Raw genomic sequence first — 17,926 nt, forward strand, 5'->3', positions numbered from 1 at the left:
AATTATCCTTTCACTATTTTCTTAGCTAGTTTAATTCCAAGCTCAATATTATCTTCCCTATTTCCTAATATATCTTTTTTCACTATTTTTCCGCCTATATCAAAGATTCCAATCATATATAAATCATTACCTTTGATTTCGGAATAAACCCCTATTACAGTATGACATCCACCATTTAATGCTTTCATAAAGCTTCTTTCTGCCTCTACCGCTATTCTAACTTCTTTATTATCTAATTTTTTTAAATATGGATTATATTCACCATCTTCTAGAGCTTCTATTCCTAATGCTCCTTGCCCTATTGCTGGTAAGAATATCTTTGGATCAAAATAGTCTGTAATAATCTCCTCCATATTGAGTCTTTTTAATCCTGCTGCTGCCAGAATAATACCATCCATATTTTCATTTTTCATTTTTTCTAATCTTGTTTGAACATTACCTCTAATTGGAACTATCTTTAAGTCTTTTCTAATTTCTCTAAGCATTGCAGCTCGTCTTATACTACTAGTTCCAACTACAGCACCTTCTTTTAATTCTTCAAAAGGAATATTATTTCTAGATACAAATACATCTCTAATATCTTCTCTTTCAGGAATTGCTAAAAGTTTAAATCCTTTTGGTAATTGAAAAGGAACATCTTTCATACTATGGACAGCTGCATGAGCCTCTTTATTTAAAAGAGCATATTCTATTTCCTTTACAAATAAGCCTTTACCACCTATTTTAGATAGTGTTACATCTAGTCTTTTATCTCCCTCTGTAACTACTAAAAGTTTTTTTGAGCTTATATTATTTTTTTCTTTAATAAGCTCTATAACTCTATCTGCTTGCACTTGAGCCAATTTACTTTTTCTAGTTGCAATTATTATTTCCATAAAATATCTCCTATAAGTTCTTATATATTTTATTTAGCACTTCTTCTCCAAAAAACATTTCTATAACTATTTTATCTTTTTTCTTTTCATACATATATTTAAAATCCTCACTACATACAAAATCTATTATCTGCTTTTTATGTTCTTCTATATTTTTTGCACTTTTTCTAATTAATGAAGAATATCCAATGAATTCATCATATTTTTTTAAAGTCTCTATTATTTTTTCGGCTACCATTAATGAGCCTTTTGGATTTCCGTAATTAGTGTTTACTGCAAAACTTATATTATTTAGATTTCTTTGTACGGGGGCAATTGCCATACTATTTAAGTAATCTTCAGCAAATATATATATTTTATAATCTTCCTCACAATCTTTTTTTATTTTTAAGTTTAAATCTTTATTATCAGTTGCTATTATAACTAAATGTTTATCTTTTATAAACTCTTTATAATACCCTTTCTTAATAAGCTTAATATTTTTTATATGTTCAAAATCATCTACAAAGTTTAAGGATAATACTTCTACATTGCATTTTTTTGATAAAAAATTTTTACTTTTAATATATCCAACCTTGCCTCCACCTATTATTCCAACATTAAATTTATTAGACATAATAGAGAGATATGTATACTCTATACTTCCTTTAGAAATATCTTTTCCAATATCTTTATACATTCTTTGCCATGCCCCTTTAATTGTTCTTCTTTTAATACTTCTATAGCTCTATTAACATAATAATCTGAAGTACTTTTTATAAGAATTTCAGCAATTTCTATATCCTTTTTATCATGACATTTATGCTCAAATGTTTTTTGCCTTTCATTTATAACTTTAGAGCTATTTTTTTTCATACTTTTAATTATATCAGATACTTCTCTTAAGTTTTTCCACTCACAAAAATTATTTATATGTTCCTTAATTATGTTTTTATATTGAAGCATTCTTTCTTTTCTTAAATTTTTATTTTCATCATCAATAGAACTTATTTCATCTATATCAAAAAGTTTAATTCTGCTAAAATCTTTAATTTTTTCATCTACGTCTCTAGGCATAGCTAAATCAAAAATAACTATATCTTTTCCTTCTTCATTAATATGTCTTTTTTCTATAATTAAATGTGGTGCAGATGTGCAAGAAATAACACAATCCATTTCATTTATTATTTCTCTACCTTCATCATAAGTCATAACTTCCACTCTTTCATCATAGATATTAGTTACTTTTTCTACTGTTCTAACTACTAAATTTAGCTTTTCTATATTACTTGAAAGAGCATATTTAACTACAAGACTTCCAACTTCTCCATATCCTATTACCATAATTTTTTTGCAGTTACTTTTTATCGCCTCACTTACTGCAATAGATGCTGAAGAAACAGGTATTTCATATAATTTTCCTTCTGTTCTAAACTTTTTACCACAAGTAATTGCTTCTTGGAACAGTCTTTGAAGCTCACTATTAGAAGATCCTATTTCCATAGCTAAAGAATATGCTTCTTTAATTTGTCCCAAAATTTGATCTTCTCCTAAAATCTTAGAATGAAACCCACAAACTACTTCCATTAAGTGCTTTATAGTGTCTCTTTCGTCTAAATAAAAGCAGTTTTCTTTAAGATCAATATCCCAATTTAAAACTTCAAAAATTTTTAATAAGCTTTCTTCTCCCTTTAAAGAACCATTATAATAAATTTCTGTTCTGTTGCATGTACTTAAAATAATTATTTCATCAAAATATTGAAGTAACTCCTTTGTATATTCTTTTCTCTTTTTTGGAGATAACGTTAGTTTTTCTCTTATTTCTACTCCAGTATTTTTCCTAATTCCTAAAAGCTGAATCATAATTTTTCTCCTAAAACAAATATACTTCTATGTTTTTATTATATTACCCTTATTATACACCGATTAATTATTTTTTTCATTTTTACATTTTAAATATATTTTTCTTTTATAAACTAATTTAAGACCGCTAATCTAATATAGCGGTCTTAAAAACTTCTAATATTTATTTTACATATTTAACATTGTATTTGTCCACTAGGTAATTTTAATATTAATATAAGCAATTACTTATATTAATATTTTATTCCACTCCAATAAATATTATTTTTAAGTATAGCCTTGTCTGAAAGTTCAACTCCTTCAAGAGCCCATTTCTTAAATTCCATAAAACCAGTTCTATCTACTATATATCCAATATGCTCTTTTCCACCTGGAGCAGCTTTATCTATATATTGTTCAACATATTTATAAGTGTTTAAAATTATTTTAATTATGCTTTCTTCATCAACCCATACAATAAAATCTTCTGCTAATCTAGGATTTTTCTTTCCTGTTCTCCCCATAATAGCTAATCTATAATATTTTTCTTTACTTCTAGTCCATGCTCCTGTTGGACAATTAATTACACACTCACCACAACCTATACACTTACTATGATCTCTGACTGGTCTATAGTTTTCTGCATGTAAAGCTGCTGTTGATTTCTTAGTACAAGCTCTAACACAAGCTCCACATGATACACACTTATCTCTATCAAATTGAGGTTCAGTCATTCCTATAATACCAAAATCATGCATTCTAGCCTTAATACAATCATTTGGACATCCTGTTAATGCTATTTTAAAATGTAAATCATTTGGAAATATTGCTTTTTCTATTTTCTTTGCAAAATTTGTAGTATTATAATTTGCAAATGGACAAACTTTATTTCCTATACAAGCTGATACATTTCTCGTTCCAGCTGCTGTATATCCCTTTCCTGGAACTTCTTGATTTATTTCTAGCCCTTCTATTATAGGTTGAAGAAGAATGTTAACCTCAGCAATATCCTCCATATCTATTCCTGGAATTTCAAAGCCTTGTCTTGTAGTTAAATGAACTGTTCCATCACCGTATTTATCTGCAATTTCCTGAATTAACCCTAAATATTCGGCCTTCAAGAATCCACCTGGAACTCTTATTCTAGAAGCTGTTATTCCTCTTCTTTTAGTTACTCTAAAGGCATTCTTTTTCAGCTTTTTAGTATTGATATCCATAGTGTCTCCTCCTAATCTATTAATTCTTTTCCTTTTACATAATTAAAAACTGGTCCATCTAAACAAATATACGTATCATCTATTTTACAGTGCCCACATTTACCAATCCCACAACACATTTTTCTTTCTTGTGAAATCCATATATTTTCTTCTTTAATTCCAAGCTTTAAGAACTCTAAAACTGTAAATTTCATCATCATAGGTGGTCCTACAACAATTATTTGTACATTTTCTTTATCCTCAATATCAAGTTCTGGAACATATTTAGTAACAAGTCCTACTTTTCCTTGATATCCTTCTTCAGCACCGTCAACAGTTAATATAAGATCTATATTCTTCTCCCATTCCTTTATATCATCTTTAAAAAGAATATCTTTTGGAGATTTAAAGCCTGATATTAAAGTGAATTTTCTACAATCCTTAATATTATTTGAAAAATAATCTACAATTCCTTTAACTGGTGAAAGTCCTGTTCCTCCAGCTACTACTATTACTTCTTTATCTTTATAGTTGTTTATATCAAAGCCATTTCCATAAGGTCCTCTTAAGAATAACTTATCTCCTACATAATTGTTAAAGATTTCATCTGTTACTTTACCAACTCTTCTTATTGTTAAATCAACATAATTTTCACCTATCCCACTTACTGATATAGGGGCTTCTCCATACTTTGGTAATGATACTTCAAAAAATTGACCTGGCTTTACATCACCTTTAAATTCCATTCTAAATGTATATTCAATTTCAGTATGCTTAATAACTTCTAGTATTTTTGAAATAAATGGTATATATTCGTTTTTAGTCATATTACTTCACCTCATTCATAGCTTTCTCTAATTTATTTACACAATTTGAGAATGAAATATATTCAGGACATGCATCATCACATCTTCCACATCCTACACACATATGATATCCCCATCTCTTTTTATAATCATAAACCTTATGAAGAACCTTAAATCTCATTCTTTGTCCCTTTTCTTTTCTAAAGCTATGCCCTCCAGCCATATCTGTATAACCATCCACTTGGCAAGATGCCCAAACCCTTCTTCTTTCTCCTGCTTTTCCATTATCTTTATAGAAAATATCTTGCATAGTAAAACATGTACACGTTGGACATACAAAATTACATCTTCCACAAGCTATACATCTTTCTGAATACTCATCCCATACTTTTGAATTTATAATCTTTAAATCTATATTATCTGGGATATTTACTTTAACATCATTGCTTTCAACAAAGTCAGGATTAACTTCCAAGGATTCATTATCTATATTCTTAAACAAATCTTCAAATTCTTCATCTTTAATATCTAAATAAACATCATTTCCATTTTTCTTTATATAAGCACTATATTCATCAGTTTTGTTAGTTCCCATGCTTACACAGAAGCAATTTTCAAAGCTTTTTTCACATCCTATAAGTACAAACTTTGCTTTTTCTCTTAGTTTCTTGTAATATGGATCTTCAAATTTATTTTTTAAATATATATCATCAATTCTTCTTAAGGAGTGAATATCACAACTTCTTAAAAATATTAGTATAGACTTTTCATCTACATTAGGTTCCTTGACCTCATCTTCTGTAAAGAAAAATAAAGTTTGAGTTATTGGCAGTAATACTTCCTTATAAGAAAAATTTGATTTTTGATTAAATTCAATTTCTTCAATTTTTGAAATTTCACCATATCTAACTATATCAGTATCTGAAAATTTACCTTGTCCTTCAAAAATCTTTGGTGCATATATCTTATATTTCTTCGATAACTCTTTTAAACCCTTGTTAAATTCCTCTAATTTAAATTTATATCCCATCTTAAACACCTCTTAGTTTAATATTTGCTTTTTAAACTTATAAAATATCAACTTAAAAATAAATATCAATATATTTAAATATTTTAAATTTAAAATACTATACAAAGCTTTTAAACTCACAAATAATTGTTATATAAATAACAATTTCTTTTTAGATTATAAATCTTATTAAAAATAAAAACTGTGATAAACATCACAGTTTTTATTTTTATTTCTATTTATTATATAATTTAAATTTTAAGACATACCTTTAAAAAATTTAGAGAGATTATCTTTATCTTTAATAATTATCCTTTTATTTTTAAAAATAATTAAATCATTTTCTTGAAGAATTTTCAACGCCCTAGATATAGTTTCTCTAGGAGTTCCAAACATGTCAGCAAGATAAGTTATACTTATATTTAAATCAATTAAAACTCCTTTTTCAACTTTAATTCCATAATCCTTAGAAAGTTTCCAAAGCTTTGCTGCTACCCTTTTCTCAACCTTAATTGGAGTAGAGTTCTTTAATTGTCTATATAATCTTCTTACCTTTATTGTTAAAGATGATATAACTATCTTTGTTAATTCAAAATCACTTTTCATCAGTTCTTCAAATTTATCTTTTTCAAAAGACAATATTTCTGCCTTTTCAAAAATTTCACAATTTATTGATGAAGCTAAGTCATCTAATACTACCGCATTAATAATTGCACCATTACTTAATATAAAAACTACTTTCTTATGTGCATATTCATTTAGCTTATATAACGCAACCTTTCCTGTATACACTATATATATCTTGTTTACTTTTTCCTTATCCATAAATATGTGGCTTCCCTTTAAATAACACTTTGTTTCACCAAATTCAGATAATGCTTCCTTAGTTTCTTCACTTACTTTATCAAACAGCTCCATTTTATTTAATTGAGCTTTTACTAATTCTTTCATCCCTTCGCACCAATCCTATAAAAAAGTACTTTATATTAAAATATATAACATAAATATAAAAACTGCAAAATTAGATAAAAATAAAAAACATTTTATTAATTAAAAATGCTTTCTATTTTAAAGTATATTTATTTTTCCCAATATATAGTTTATTATTCTTTAATTGATTTATTAACTATAATTACAAACCAAATTAAAGAAACTGATAATAATACATGTGCAAGTCCTGATATATGACTTAAGCCAGCAAAACTATTCCCTAATACTTGGAGTATTCCTCTGGCAGTAAGAGTTCCTAATAAATATATTAATGAGATATTATAAAGTATACACCATCCTTTAAACCCTTTATTATTTGATATATTGAAACTTTTTTCTAAAAGTAATACCAAAATAAAGAATATAAATCCTAGAGTTAATGCATGAGTATGAACAACTGATAAAATAGTTTGTCCTTCAAATCCATTAATTTTTGTTAACTCCCTATAGAATACCCCCATAACTAGTCCTAAAACTAAATAAAAAATTGATAAATTAAAATATTTCTTCATATCTGCTCCACGCTCCAATAAAAATTATTATTTAATATTAAATACAAATAATACTATATACTTTATTTATATTTATTTCAACTATTTAATAATTATAAATGTAGCTTTAAATTTTATACTCATCTTTAGACTTAACCAATACTTTTACATTATAAAAATCATTGTAAAACTTAGTTACTTTATTTAAAGAATCTAAAACTGCAGTATGAAGAGTTAATGGCTTTCCTTTATCATCTCTTTGTATTTTATCTACTAAATTAATTAGCTTAGTATTATGTGAAGTTTTTAAAGCTTCTAAAAATAATATAACATTTACATAGCTATTCTCTAATAATTCTTTCAACTCATTCTTATGTTCTAAGCCATATAAATTATAAATAACTTTTGGCTCAATAGAGTTTAATAAAAATCTTATTTCTTCAAATTCGTCATTAAATCTTATTATAGGTATAGTATTTTCAATATCCTTCAAATCAATAAATTCTTGATCCTTTTTAAGAGCTAAATATACTTCTAAGTCATTCTTAATAAGATATTTACAAAATTCTAATACATATTCATTAATTTCGCCTAAAACTATAGCCCTAGATTTCATATTTCCTCCATTTTTATAATTCATAAAATATTATACTATTTAAAGCTAAAAAAAGTGTCATTGTAACATTAAATTCATTTTATAATAGCATTTTCCTAATTTATTTTATATTTTCAATCATAAATGGAGTATTTTGATAAATACAGTAATTTAACCAATTGCCAAAAACTATATTGGCACTTCCTCTCCACTTTACTAATGGAATTTCATTTATATTATTATTTGGAAAATAGTTCTTAGGAATATCTATTTCTGCTCCCTTATTTAAATCTCTTAAATATTCACTCTTTAAAGTATCTCTATCGTATTCTAAATGCCCTGTAATAAATACTTGCCTCTTATCCTCTGTAGCAATAATAAATGCTCCAGCTTCTTCTGATTCAGCTAATATATCAAGTTCTTTAATCTTTTCAATATCTTCTTTAAGAGTAGTAGTATGCCTAGAGTGTGGTGCATAAAATATATCATCAAGGCCTCTTGTTAAACTCTCATTATATTTATTTATTTTATGAGTGAAAACTCCGAAAATCTTTTTTTCTAGTGTTTTTTTTCTTATATTATAATGGTAATATAATGCTGCCTGAGCTCCCCAGCATATATGCAAGGTTGAAAATACATTTTTCTTACTCCATTCCATAATTTCCTTTAATTCATTCCAGTAATCAACCTCTTCAAACTCCATAGTTTCAACAGGTGCCCCAGTTATTATTAATCCATCAAATTTTTGATCTTTTACTTCATCAAAATAATTATAAAATTTTTCTAAATGTTCTATAGGTGTATTTTGTGAAGTATGTGTCTTAGTTTGTAACAATTTTATTTCAACTTGAATTGGAGTATTTGATAAATATCTTAACAATTGATTTTCTGCCTGAATTTTTATTGGCATCAAATTTAAAATTGCTATTTTTAATGGTCTTATATCTTGTGTTTGTGCTCTTTCTACATTCATTACAAATATATTTTCATCTGATAATACTGTAAACGCTGGTAGTTCCTTTGGAATTTTTATTGGCAAAATTCTACCCCCTTATAAAACTATTCAATAATATATTCTATTTTTCATATTCCTTATTTCCAAATATTATTTTTACTATTCATATATAATATGTAAAGAAAAGTTGCTTCTTTGAAATTACGAATATCAAATCCTGTTTCTTTCTTTATTTTTTCAATTCTATACATTAATGTATTTCTGTGTATAAATAAATTTTTTGCTGCCTTTGTTAAAGATAAATCACATTTTAAAACTTCTTCTAAAGTCTGGATTAACTCATGATTAAAACCTTTAAATACATCTTTATATTCTACCATTAATTCTTGTGAATAATTCTTTGATAAATTATATATTGCCTTTTCTAAATACATTTCTTTAATGCTATATATTTCAGGCTTCATTTTAAATTTATTACCTATTTTTAAAGCTTGTACAGCTCCATTATATGCCTTTATAAAGCCTTCAAAGGTTTTGTCAAATTTTGCAATACTAATTTTAGCATTTAATCCTAAAACCTCATCTATAGTTTCTTTTAAAGATATAGCATGATCTTCTTCATCTTCTAATTCCCCTATTAATATTATTCTATCGTATATTTCTCCCACATATACTTCATTATTATCATAGGTATCCATTACTATTTCAATAGCATCATTTTTATTATTTACTTCTATAAGTAATAATTTGCTAGAATTCACAATAATCTTTTCTTCTAATGCATCCCATTGCTTTCTTCCTTCTATAAGCTCTTCTATAATATTTTCTCTTACTATTAATTTATTAAGTAAATATTCTATCATAGCTATTAGCTTAATATTATCTTGCTCTAAGATTATCTTGAAAGTCTTATTAGCTATAGAAAGCTTCCTTGTTATATTTGATTCAGTTAAAGGCAAGTTATCAAAAATTATATTATTGTTATTATCTAGTAATCTAATTTTTAATTTTGTTTCCTCACATAATTCTTTTAATAATTCAACCATTGCAACCATATACATCCACCCTTTTATAAATCCTTTTCAATATATATTATATAATAAATTTAAAGTAATGTAATAAAAAAGAGCCTAAAATATTAAATAGGCTCTTTCAAATTTATTTTTCTTTATTTTAAAAATACTGATTTTATTATCTTTAAAATATCTTTTAAAATCTCATAATTATTAACAATATTCTCTTTCGTTACAATAGCATCAGCAGTAAACTCCGTTGCTACCTCACTTATATCTTTAATATTCTCAGTTATTTCACTTATATTTTTAGTTATAACAGGTAAATCAGTACATGTATTCTCAATATTTCTTTTATTATTTTCTATTAGCTGAAAAATATTATTTATCAATTTATTTAACTTAAATAATATAATAATACCAAATACTAATGTAAATATTAATAGTGAAAAAATTGTAAATTTATAAAGTCCGTCTAAACTAATATACATTATTTATACCTACTCTAAATCATTTCCTTCATTATTTTCTTCAACTATGATTTCTTCTTTATTTAAATTATCCTTCTTTTCTTTTAAATAATCTTTTATTTTATACTTAGCTTCTTCTACATTACTTTTTATATTCTTTGATTTTTCCATAGTCATTGATTTAACTTCATCGACTTTTTCTTTTATATCATTTCTAGTTTCTTTTCCTGACTTAGGAGCCAATAATACTCCTGATAAAACTCCTACTGCTCCACCAATAACTGTTGAAACTGTTGCAGTTCTAACTAATTTTCTTTTTTTCTCTTTTCTTTTCTTTTCAATTAAATTATACAAAGCCACTAATAGCTCCTCCTCTTTACATATTACTTTATTTTTATCTTTATTATAACATATTTTTTATAATATTCCTACTATGAATTTATTGAAAACAGTGTGTTTATAATCATTTATTTAATATTATAATAAAAATTTGTAAAACAAATTACTCCTATTAATTTTATGTATTTTAATAACTTGCTCATTATAAAGTAAATTTTTTTCATCTATATGTAGAAAGTTTTTTACTAGAACATAAAAAAGAAAAACTCAAGCATTCAATCTTGAGTTTTTCTTTCTATTTATTACTTTTTATATATTTTTCTATTTCATCAGCAACTACCTTAGCATGAGCTGCAGCTTGAACTACTGTCTTAGCTCCTGTTACAACATCTCCTGATGCAAAAACGCCCTCTTTTGTAGTGTGACCTAATTCATCTGTTAATAGCAATCCCCATTTATTAGTTTCAAGTCCTGTTGTGTTTGAAACTATATTATTCTTTGGAGATTGACTTACTGCAACTATTATGGAATCACATTTAAAAATACCTTCTTTTCCATCAATATTTACTGTATTAACTTTACCATTTTCATCTATTTCATTTTTAGTTTCAATATATTTTATACCTTCTTCTAATAATTCAACTGGTGATTTAAATAATTCAAACTTAATTCCATCTGAAATAGCACCTTCAAGTTCTGCCTTAGTTGCAGGTATATTTTCCATTCCTTTTCTATATAATATATATACTTCATCTGCTCCATTCTTTTTAGCAGTTCTTGCAGCATCCATTGCCACATCTCCAGCACCTATTACACAAACCTTCTTACCTAAATTATACACTTCAGGAGATTTTAAATAATCAATAGCATAATGTACATTCCCTAATGTCTCTCCCTTTATGTTTAAAGTTTTTGGATTCCATACCCCAGTTCCAATAAATATAGCTTTGTATCCATCATAAAAAAGCTTATCCAAAGTTAATACTGGTCCAATTAAAGTATTAGGTCTTATTTTTACCCCTAATTCCAATAATCGTTCTTCATAGTGATCTATTATACTTTTCGGTAATCTAAATTCTGGAATACCATATCTCAATACTCCACCTATTTTTTCATGAGCATCAAATAAAGTAACCTTATATCCCTTCTGTGCTAAAATAAATGCTATAGTAATTCCAGCTGGTCCTCCACCTACTATTGCAATTCGTTCTTCTAACTCTGCTTCTTTTTCTAATTTAATATTTTCTAAATAATATTTTGATATGTGCCTTTCGATATCACAAAATCTAACTGGTTCGCCCTTAATTCCTCTAATACAATTTCCCTTACATTGATCCTCGTGAGGACAAACTATTGAACAAACTAAAGATAATGGATTATTATTAAATAATATTTCCCCAGCCTTTGCTATTTGTCCTTCCTTAAATAATTCTATTATTTCCGGTATAGGAGTACTTATTGGACAATTTGCTTTACATCTTGGATTCTTACAAAGATAACATCTATTTGCTTCTAAAACTAAGTCTTTCATTCTAACTCCCCCTTTTCATTTGTATAATTTTAGCTTTTATATTATATCATCTATTTTTATATTAAACAAAGATAAACTTCTTTCTAATATCCCATTTAAATATGCTAAAACTATGCCATAATTAGTAATAGGAACATTTTTATTTTTACATTCTTTTACTCTATTAATAACCGTTTTTCTGTTAATCATACATGCTCCACAATGAATAATTAAATCATACTTATCTATATCTTCTGGAAAATCATGAAAAATACTATAGTCATAACTTAGTTCTGATCCAACAAATTTATTTATTAACTTAGGAATTTTCACTCTTCCAATATCTTCATGAGATACATTATGTGTACAGCTTTCTGCTATTAATATTTTTGAGTCTTTATTTAAATCTTTAATTTTAAATGCTCCTTTTATAAACTCTTCAAAATCTCCCTTTTGCCTTGCAAATAGCATTGAGAAACTAGTTAATCTAATATCTTTAGGAACTATTTTATCCACTTCTTTAAATGCTTGAGAATCTGTTATAACTAAATCTACATTTTTTATATCTTCTAAAGCTGACTCCAGTTCAGTATCCCTAACTACATAACTCTTTATTCCATGATCTAAACAATCTCTTATACATTGAACTTGTGGTAGTATTATTCTACCTTTTGGAGCTTCTGAATCTATAGGAACAACCATTACTACCTTACTACCATAGGGTAATAAGTCTCCAACTATAGGAAGTTCCTCTTCTTCTTCCTTTAATATGCTAACAAGCTTTTCCTTTAAATTATCAAATCCTTCTCCTGTTAATGAAGATAGAAACAGATAGTTCTTATTTCTTTCTTTTACCAAATCTAGTTCTTCTTTTTTTAATTTATCTATTTGATTAATAACTACTATATATGGAATATTATATTTTTTAAAACTTCTCTTTATATTTTCAAACTCTTCTAAATCTATGTCCATAGCATCAAAAACATATATTGCTATATCTGTTCTCTTTAAAATATCTAGAGTTCTTTTAGCTCTTATTTCACCAAGGATACTTTCATCTTTAAATCCTGCTGTATCTATAAATAGAACTGGTCCTACAGGTATTAATTCCATGGCTTTTTGAACTGGATCTGTAGTAGTTCCTTCCTTTTCTGAAACTAAAGATACTTCTTGACCTAAAAACTTATTAATTAATGATGATTTACCTGCATTAGTTTTGCCATAAATAGCAATATGCTTTCTATTTGCATTTGGTGTCGAATTCATTACATACACCTCCTATAAGTATAGATCTCTCTCACCAGCTCTTAATTTTTCTAAATTCTTTTCTAGTAAATCTTTTATATCTTTTCTCTTAATTTTTTCTTTTTCAGTATTAATAACAGATTCAGCTTTTTCTAAAATTTCTTTATCACCGTAATCTATTGCGAATTCTAAAAGAGTAGTTATTGCATTTGGTTCACACACATTTTGAATTTCCCCACTCTTTGCAAGCTTCATAAATCTTTCTCCAGTTCTTCCTCTTCTATAACAAGCTGTACAATAGCTAGGAATATATCCATCATCTAAAACAGATTTAATAACTTCTAAAGGAGTTCTATCATCTGAAGTTTTAAATTGAAGAGCTTCTTTTCCCTCTTCTCTTTCTTTATACCCACCAACTCCTGTACTTGAACCTGCACTTATTTGAGATACCCCATATCTTAATAATTCTCTTCTCATATCTGCTGTTTCTCTAGTAGACATTATTATTCCTGTAAATGGAACTGCTATTCTTATAATTGCAACTAACTTCTTAAACATTTCATCATCAACTAAATGAGGGAACTCTTGTAATGTTACCCCCGAAGCTGGCTTTAATCTTGGCATAGATATTGTATGGAATCCTACTCCATACTTATCTTCTAAATGCTTGTTATGCATCATAAGTCCTATAACTTCAAACTTAGGATCAGCTAATCCAAATAATACTCCTGCTCCAACATCATCTATTCCGGCTTCCATTGCTCTATCAAAAGAAGTTAAATGATAATTATAATCTCCTTTTAAAGATTTTGGATGCATATTCTCATAAGTTGGTTTATGATAGGTTTCTTGGAATAAAATATATGTTCCTATTTTTGCTTCTTTTAGCTTTTTATAATTTTCTACAGTAGTTGCTGCAATATTTACATTAACTCTTCTTATTTCTCCATTATCATTTTGAGTTGCATAAATGGTTTTTAAACACTCTAACACATAATCTATAGGTGCATTTACTGGATCCTCTCCAAGTTCTAATGCAAGCCTTTTATGTCCCATTTTTTCTAATATCTTAACTTCTTCAGCTACTTCTTCCATAGTTAATTTTCTTCTGCAAAAATCATTAGTTCTCTTATATCCACAATATACACAATTATTTACGCAGTAATCACTAACATATAATGGAGCAAAAATAACAACTCTTTTTCCATAAATAGAATCCTTTATTTCTCCAGCTAATTTAAATATTTCATTTAAATCTTCTTTATCTTCAACTTGAAGTAAAACTGCAATATCTTCATAAGATAAGCCTTCTCTTTTTTTAGCTTTTTCTAAAACACCTTTAATATCTTCACTTGTTGCTCCCTTTGCTTCCTCTAAAATTCTTTCAATATACTTATGATCAATAAACATATAAAACACTCCTAAATTATAATTTTTATATTAATTGAATATTTTCAAGTTGAATATTTCCTTTAGTAACTTTATAGTACCCATTATCTTTAGCCCATGCTATATTGTCTCCTCTAGTAACCTCAACTCTAAAACCAGCCCTATTTATCCTTCCTTCTATGCACTTTCTACACTCTGCTGCTTCATCACCTGTACATATTTTTCCATCATATAATGAATATTTTTCTCTTACACTAGTTGGAGAAAGATTTGGCATTACTACATTTCCTCCAGCCTTTAATCCTTTTTCTCTTCCCACCGGATCTATACTTCCAAGAGCAGTAGTTGATGGTAATAAAACATTTGGAAGTAATAATCTAATTAAAGCCAACATTGTAGTAGTCTTTTCTACAGTTCCAGCCTCTTCATCCTTTAATGGTGTATCTTTATGGGGTATAAATGGTCCTATTCCACACATATGGGGCTCAAACTCTTTTACAAATATTAAATCATTAACTAAATCTTTATTAGTTTGATTTGGAAGCCCCACCATAAAACCAGCTCCAACTTGATATCCTATTTCTTTTAAATCTCTTAAGCATTTTCTTCTTTGTTCAAAACTTGCACCAGGATGAAGAGATTCATAAAGTTCTTTAGTTGCAGTCTCATGTCTTAAAAGATATCTATCTGCACCAGCTTCAAACATCTTTTTATATGACTCATAGCTTCTTTCTCCTAATGATAGGGTGATAGCATTTTTAGGATATTTCTTTTTTATTTCTTTAATGATTTCTACCATTCTTTCATCAGTAAAATAATCATCTTCTCCACCTTGAAGTACATATGTCTTATAACCAAGTCTATCTCCAATTTCTACACATTCTAAAATATCATCTAAAGTAAGCCTATACCTATCCGCAAGTTTATTTTCTCTTCTAATGCCACAGTAAACACAGTTTTTTTTGCAAATGTTTGTAAACTCTATTAATCCTCTCATATAAACTGTATTGCCATAGCTTTTCATCCTAGTTTCATGAGATTTTTGAACTAAATAATTTTTATCTTCATCACTTAAATTATCTAGCAAAAATAATAATTCCTCCTCACTAGCATTATTCTCTTTATAAAGCTTATCTATAATATTTTTAACCTTCATAATATACCTCCATAAATATGTTAGTAAGTTTTGCTATGTTATCTCTTTCTTGCTAATAGCTGTTTTGACTGTTACTCCATCTATGTTTCCAAGCTTTCCTGTTAAACTATTTATTTCATTTAAACTTCCAACAACTACTATTGAAATAATTGAGGTTTCATTTTCTAATGGTATCCCCATTCTTCCTCTTATGCTTCCTCTAAAACTAGCAACCACCTCATTAAATTCTGCATTGCACTTACTTGGTTTTTCTAAAATTGCACTTATTACACCAATCTTCATAGTTCACTCCCCTAAACTAATTAATTAACTGAAATATCTTTTCCCCCAAAATAAAAAAGCCTGTCTTCCACTAAAAGAAAACAGGAAATATTAATAATAAAAGCTATTAACTTAAATAAAAATATTTAAAAATTAATTTATAACCTTTATTATTAATATACTATTTCTATTTTCTTTCAAATTAGATTTCTCTTTTTTGTTAGATAAATACTTATTTTTATGCTATCAAAGATAATAATATCAAATAAGTAAAGATAAAAAATCTCTACCTAAATGAATATTTATCATTCTATATTTACATCATAAATATTGCATATAAATATGTCAATACTTAATCTCTTATGAATATTTTAAGTTTATAAAAGCACCTCATTTTTATATGAAGTGCTTAGTCTACTTAATTATTTTATATACATTAAAATTTTTTCTTTTTCACCCTCTGCAAAATCAAAATTATCTAATTCATTTATGCTAATCCATCTACCTTCAACGATATCACTTCCATAAACTACCTTTTCCTTTAATGCCCCTTCATATACTGCGCAAACTTCATTTGAATTTTCATCTAATATGTATTCTCCTACTCTTAATAGATTAAAAACTATAGACTTTAAATCATCTTTTACAGCGCGAGATATACATTTTTCTTCTATTTCTCTTCCTCTTATTTTTCTTCCTACAATATACCATAATTGTGGTTGATTCCTTTTCGTCTTCTTTCTAACTATAAAAATATTATTAAAATCATCTTTTATAATTATAGAACATTCTGCAACTTTACTCATTACTTTTTCCCCCTTTAAGCCTAAATACTATTATGATATTAGCTTCAGTATTAATAAATTGCATTACTATAATTTATATTCTACATAAAGTTGAATTTACCTTTTTATAATTAAAAAATATATAATATTTCTATTAAAAAATATTTAATAAGAGCAAAAAATTCTCTTGTATACATTACAGGTACTAATGCTGTTAATGTCTTATTAGTTAAGAAACTACTCTCTTCATAATCTAAGTTTTTAGCAATTAAGTTACTTCTAAAAGCATGGAAATCTGAGGTAATTATCTTTATATTTATATCTTCAATATTTTTATTAGAATCCTTTTCTATAATTTCTTTTGAGAAAAGCAGATTTTCTCTAGTATTAGTAGATTTATCTTCCATTATTATTTCATTTTCTATTCCATTCTCCACTAAATATCTTCTCATAGCCTCTGATTCTGATATATCTTCCCCTGTCCCTTGTCCACCAGATACAATAATTTTAACTTCATTTTTTTGACTATTTACATATTCAATAGCTTTTTCTAGTCTTTGTACTAAGGTTAAACTTGGAGTCTCACCATTTACACCAGCACCTAATATAACTACATAATTTGAATATAAATCATTTTGTTTAGGGAAAATAATTATTGTAGCTTCAATAATTATAAATACTATTATTCCTATTGAAAGTAAAAATCTAAATACATTATATCCTATTTTCAATATATTATTTCTACTTATTAAGATCATTAGTTTATTTTTCATAAAATGATATATAACACATATAACACCTATAAGAAGAAAAATTTCACTAAAAGTTATTTTGCCAAATATTAAATTTATACTTACCCCATACAAAATTATAATAATACCTATTATTAAATCTATATATCTTTTCAAAGTTTCACCTCTTTATTTTTTAATTATAATAAATATTACCATACTTTTATATTTTTATTACTAACTCAATATATTTTTAATTTTTTCTTAACTATTAGAAAAAGAGCTGTTT

Annotated in this window: 20 protein-coding genes; all 20 read right to left on the bottom strand. The window is 26.6% G+C overall.

Features of this window, described 5'->3' with window-relative positions:
* Window positions 1–2: 2 nt before the first annotated feature.
* A complete protein-coding gene (gene hemC / locus ACQPVP_RS08515; RefSeq protein ID WP_430849047.1) occupies window positions 3–875 on the bottom strand; it encodes a hydroxymethylbilane synthase in 873 nt (290 codons plus the stop codon).
* A gap of 10 nt (window positions 876–885) precedes the next feature.
* Window positions 886–1,554: an NAD(P)-dependent oxidoreductase gene (locus ACQPVP_RS08520; RefSeq protein ID WP_430849049.1), complete on the bottom strand. Its 669-nt coding sequence runs from the start codon at window positions 1,552–1,554 to the stop codon at window positions 886–888.
* Window positions 1,512–2,717 carry a glutamyl-tRNA reductase gene (gene hemA, locus ACQPVP_RS08525; RefSeq protein ID WP_430849050.1) on the bottom strand — a complete coding sequence of 402 codons (1,206 nt, stop codon included), beginning with the start codon at window positions 2,715–2,717 and terminating at the stop codon, window positions 1,512–1,514. The genes ACQPVP_RS08520 and hemA overlap by 43 nt, the downstream gene beginning before the upstream one ends.
* A gap of 233 nt (window positions 2,718–2,950) precedes the next feature.
* On the bottom strand, window positions 2,951–3,913 hold the full coding sequence (gene asrC / locus ACQPVP_RS08530) for a sulfite reductase subunit C (RefSeq protein ID WP_430849052.1): 963 nt from the start codon (window positions 3,911–3,913) through the stop codon (window positions 2,951–2,953).
* Window positions 3,914–3,924: 11 nt separating this feature from the next.
* Window positions 3,925–4,719: an anaerobic sulfite reductase subunit AsrB gene (gene asrB / locus ACQPVP_RS08535; protein WP_430849054.1), complete on the bottom strand. Its 795-nt coding sequence runs from the start codon at window positions 4,717–4,719 to the stop codon at window positions 3,925–3,927.
* Window position 4,720: 1 nt separating this feature from the next.
* Window positions 4,721–5,728, bottom strand: coding sequence for an anaerobic sulfite reductase subunit AsrA (gene asrA / locus ACQPVP_RS08540; RefSeq protein WP_430849056.1), 1,008 nt, complete (start codon window positions 5,726–5,728; stop codon window positions 4,721–4,723).
* A 237-nt stretch (window positions 5,729–5,965) separates the two neighbouring features.
* Window positions 5,966–6,658 carry a Crp/Fnr family transcriptional regulator gene (locus tag ACQPVP_RS08545; protein ID WP_430849058.1) on the bottom strand — a complete coding sequence of 231 codons (693 nt, stop codon included), beginning with the start codon at window positions 6,656–6,658 and terminating at the stop codon, window positions 5,966–5,968.
* Window positions 6,659–6,810: 152 nt separating this feature from the next.
* Window positions 6,811–7,209, bottom strand: coding sequence for a DUF2871 domain-containing protein (locus tag ACQPVP_RS08550; protein ID WP_430849060.1), 399 nt, complete (start codon window positions 7,207–7,209; stop codon window positions 6,811–6,813).
* 106 nt (window positions 7,210–7,315) lie between these two features.
* Window positions 7,316–7,804: an NAD-dependent dehydratase gene (locus tag ACQPVP_RS08555; protein ID WP_430849061.1), complete on the bottom strand. Its 489-nt coding sequence runs from the start codon at window positions 7,802–7,804 to the stop codon at window positions 7,316–7,318.
* A 100-nt stretch (window positions 7,805–7,904) separates the two neighbouring features.
* Complete coding sequence (gene metA / locus ACQPVP_RS08560; protein WP_430849063.1) at window positions 7,905–8,822, bottom strand: homoserine O-acetyltransferase MetA; 918 nt, start codon at window positions 8,820–8,822, stop codon at window positions 7,905–7,907.
* Between the two features lie 53 nt (window positions 8,823–8,875).
* Entirely contained in the window at window positions 8,876–9,793 is a 918-nt protein-coding gene (locus tag ACQPVP_RS08565) for a PucR family transcriptional regulator (protein WP_430849065.1), read from the bottom strand.
* Window positions 9,794–9,906: 113 nt separating this feature from the next.
* Window positions 9,907–10,242, bottom strand: a complete 336-nt coding sequence (locus ACQPVP_RS08570) for a hypothetical protein (protein ID WP_430849067.1) — start codon at window positions 10,240–10,242, stop codon at window positions 9,907–9,909.
* 9 nt (window positions 10,243–10,251) lie between these two features.
* The gene (locus ACQPVP_RS08575) at window positions 10,252–10,581 is read right to left on the bottom strand and encodes a YtxH domain-containing protein (protein ID WP_430849069.1); all 330 of its coding nucleotides are present in this window, start codon (window positions 10,579–10,581) and stop codon (window positions 10,252–10,254) included.
* A 274-nt stretch (window positions 10,582–10,855) separates the two neighbouring features.
* Window positions 10,856–12,091, bottom strand: coding sequence for an NAD(P)-dependent oxidoreductase (locus tag ACQPVP_RS08580; protein ID WP_430849071.1), 1,236 nt, complete (start codon window positions 12,089–12,091; stop codon window positions 10,856–10,858).
* A gap of 36 nt (window positions 12,092–12,127) precedes the next feature.
* On the bottom strand, window positions 12,128–13,336 hold the full coding sequence (gene hydF / locus ACQPVP_RS08585; RefSeq protein WP_430849073.1) for a [FeFe] hydrogenase H-cluster maturation GTPase HydF: 1,209 nt from the start codon (window positions 13,334–13,336) through the stop codon (window positions 12,128–12,130).
* A gap of 12 nt (window positions 13,337–13,348) precedes the next feature.
* Window positions 13,349–14,725 carry a [FeFe] hydrogenase H-cluster radical SAM maturase HydG gene (gene hydG, locus ACQPVP_RS08590; protein WP_430849075.1) on the bottom strand — a complete coding sequence of 459 codons (1,377 nt, stop codon included), beginning with the start codon at window positions 14,723–14,725 and terminating at the stop codon, window positions 13,349–13,351.
* A 25-nt stretch (window positions 14,726–14,750) separates the two neighbouring features.
* The gene (hydE, locus tag ACQPVP_RS08595; protein ID WP_430849077.1) at window positions 14,751–15,860 is read right to left on the bottom strand and encodes a [FeFe] hydrogenase H-cluster radical SAM maturase HydE; all 1,110 of its coding nucleotides are present in this window, start codon (window positions 15,858–15,860) and stop codon (window positions 14,751–14,753) included.
* A 33-nt stretch (window positions 15,861–15,893) separates the two neighbouring features.
* Window positions 15,894–16,142, bottom strand: coding sequence for a TM1266 family iron-only hydrogenase system putative regulator (locus ACQPVP_RS08600; protein WP_430849079.1), 249 nt, complete (start codon window positions 16,140–16,142; stop codon window positions 15,894–15,896).
* A gap of 401 nt (window positions 16,143–16,543) precedes the next feature.
* Window positions 16,544–16,927 carry an NUDIX domain-containing protein gene (locus tag ACQPVP_RS08605; protein WP_430849081.1) on the bottom strand — a complete coding sequence of 128 codons (384 nt, stop codon included), beginning with the start codon at window positions 16,925–16,927 and terminating at the stop codon, window positions 16,544–16,546.
* 110 nt (window positions 16,928–17,037) lie between these two features.
* Window positions 17,038–17,814 (bottom strand): YdcF family protein, encoded by a 777-nt coding sequence (locus tag ACQPVP_RS08610; RefSeq protein WP_430849083.1) that lies wholly within the window; start codon window positions 17,812–17,814, stop codon window positions 17,038–17,040.
* Between the last annotated feature and the right edge of the window lie 112 nt (window positions 17,815–17,926).

Origin of the sequence: Clostridium nigeriense (assembly GCF_050585265.1) — a bacterium.
Taxonomy (GTDB): domain Bacteria; phylum Bacillota; class Clostridia; order Clostridiales; family Clostridiaceae; genus Clostridium; species Clostridium nigeriense_B.

Coding starts and splice junctions, on each gene's coding strand:
- asrA (WP_430849056.1), bottom strand. CDS start 5,728: ATGGGATATAAATTTAAATTAGAGGAATTTAACAAGGGTTTAAAAGAG.
- ACQPVP_RS08520 (WP_430849049.1), bottom strand. CDS start 1,554: ATGTATAAAGATATTGGAAAAGATATTTCTAAAGGAAGTATAGAGTAT.
- ACQPVP_RS08545 (WP_430849058.1), bottom strand. CDS start 6,658: ATGAAAGAATTAGTAAAAGCTCAATTAAATAAAATGGAGCTGTTTGAT.
- hydE (WP_430849077.1), bottom strand. CDS start 15,860: ATGAAGGTTAAAAATATTATAGATAAGCTTTATAAAGAGAATAATGCT.
- hemA (WP_430849050.1), bottom strand. CDS start 2,717: ATGATTCAGCTTTTAGGAATTAGGAAAAATACTGGAGTAGAAATAAGA.
- hydG (WP_430849075.1), bottom strand. CDS start 14,725: ATGTTTATTGATCATAAGTATATTGAAAGAATTTTAGAGGAAGCAAAG.
- ACQPVP_RS08580 (WP_430849071.1), bottom strand. CDS start 12,091: ATGAAAGACTTAGTTTTAGAAGCAAATAGATGTTATCTTTGTAAGAAT.
- ACQPVP_RS08565 (WP_430849065.1), bottom strand. CDS start 9,793: ATGGTTGCAATGGTTGAATTATTAAAAGAATTATGTGAGGAAACAAAA.
- asrC (WP_430849052.1), bottom strand. CDS start 3,913: ATGGATATCAATACTAAAAAGCTGAAAAAGAATGCCTTTAGAGTAACT.
- ACQPVP_RS08555 (WP_430849061.1), bottom strand. CDS start 7,804: ATGAAATCTAGGGCTATAGTTTTAGGCGAAATTAATGAATATGTATTA.
- ACQPVP_RS08550 (WP_430849060.1), bottom strand. CDS start 7,209: ATGAAGAAATATTTTAATTTATCAATTTTTTATTTAGTTTTAGGACTA.
- ACQPVP_RS08605 (WP_430849081.1), bottom strand. CDS start 16,927: ATGAGTAAAGTTGCAGAATGTTCTATAATTATAAAAGATGATTTTAAT.
- asrB (WP_430849054.1), bottom strand. CDS start 4,719: ATGACTAAAAACGAATATATACCATTTATTTCAAAAATACTAGAAGTT.
- hemC (WP_430849047.1), bottom strand. CDS start 875: ATGGAAATAATAATTGCAACTAGAAAAAGTAAATTGGCTCAAGTGCAA.
- hydF (WP_430849073.1), bottom strand. CDS start 13,336: ATGAATTCGACACCAAATGCAAATAGAAAGCATATTGCTATTTATGGC.
- ACQPVP_RS08570 (WP_430849067.1), bottom strand. CDS start 10,242: ATGTATATTAGTTTAGACGGACTTTATAAATTTACAATTTTTTCACTA.
- ACQPVP_RS08600 (WP_430849079.1), bottom strand. CDS start 16,142: ATGAAGATTGGTGTAATAAGTGCAATTTTAGAAAAACCAAGTAAGTGC.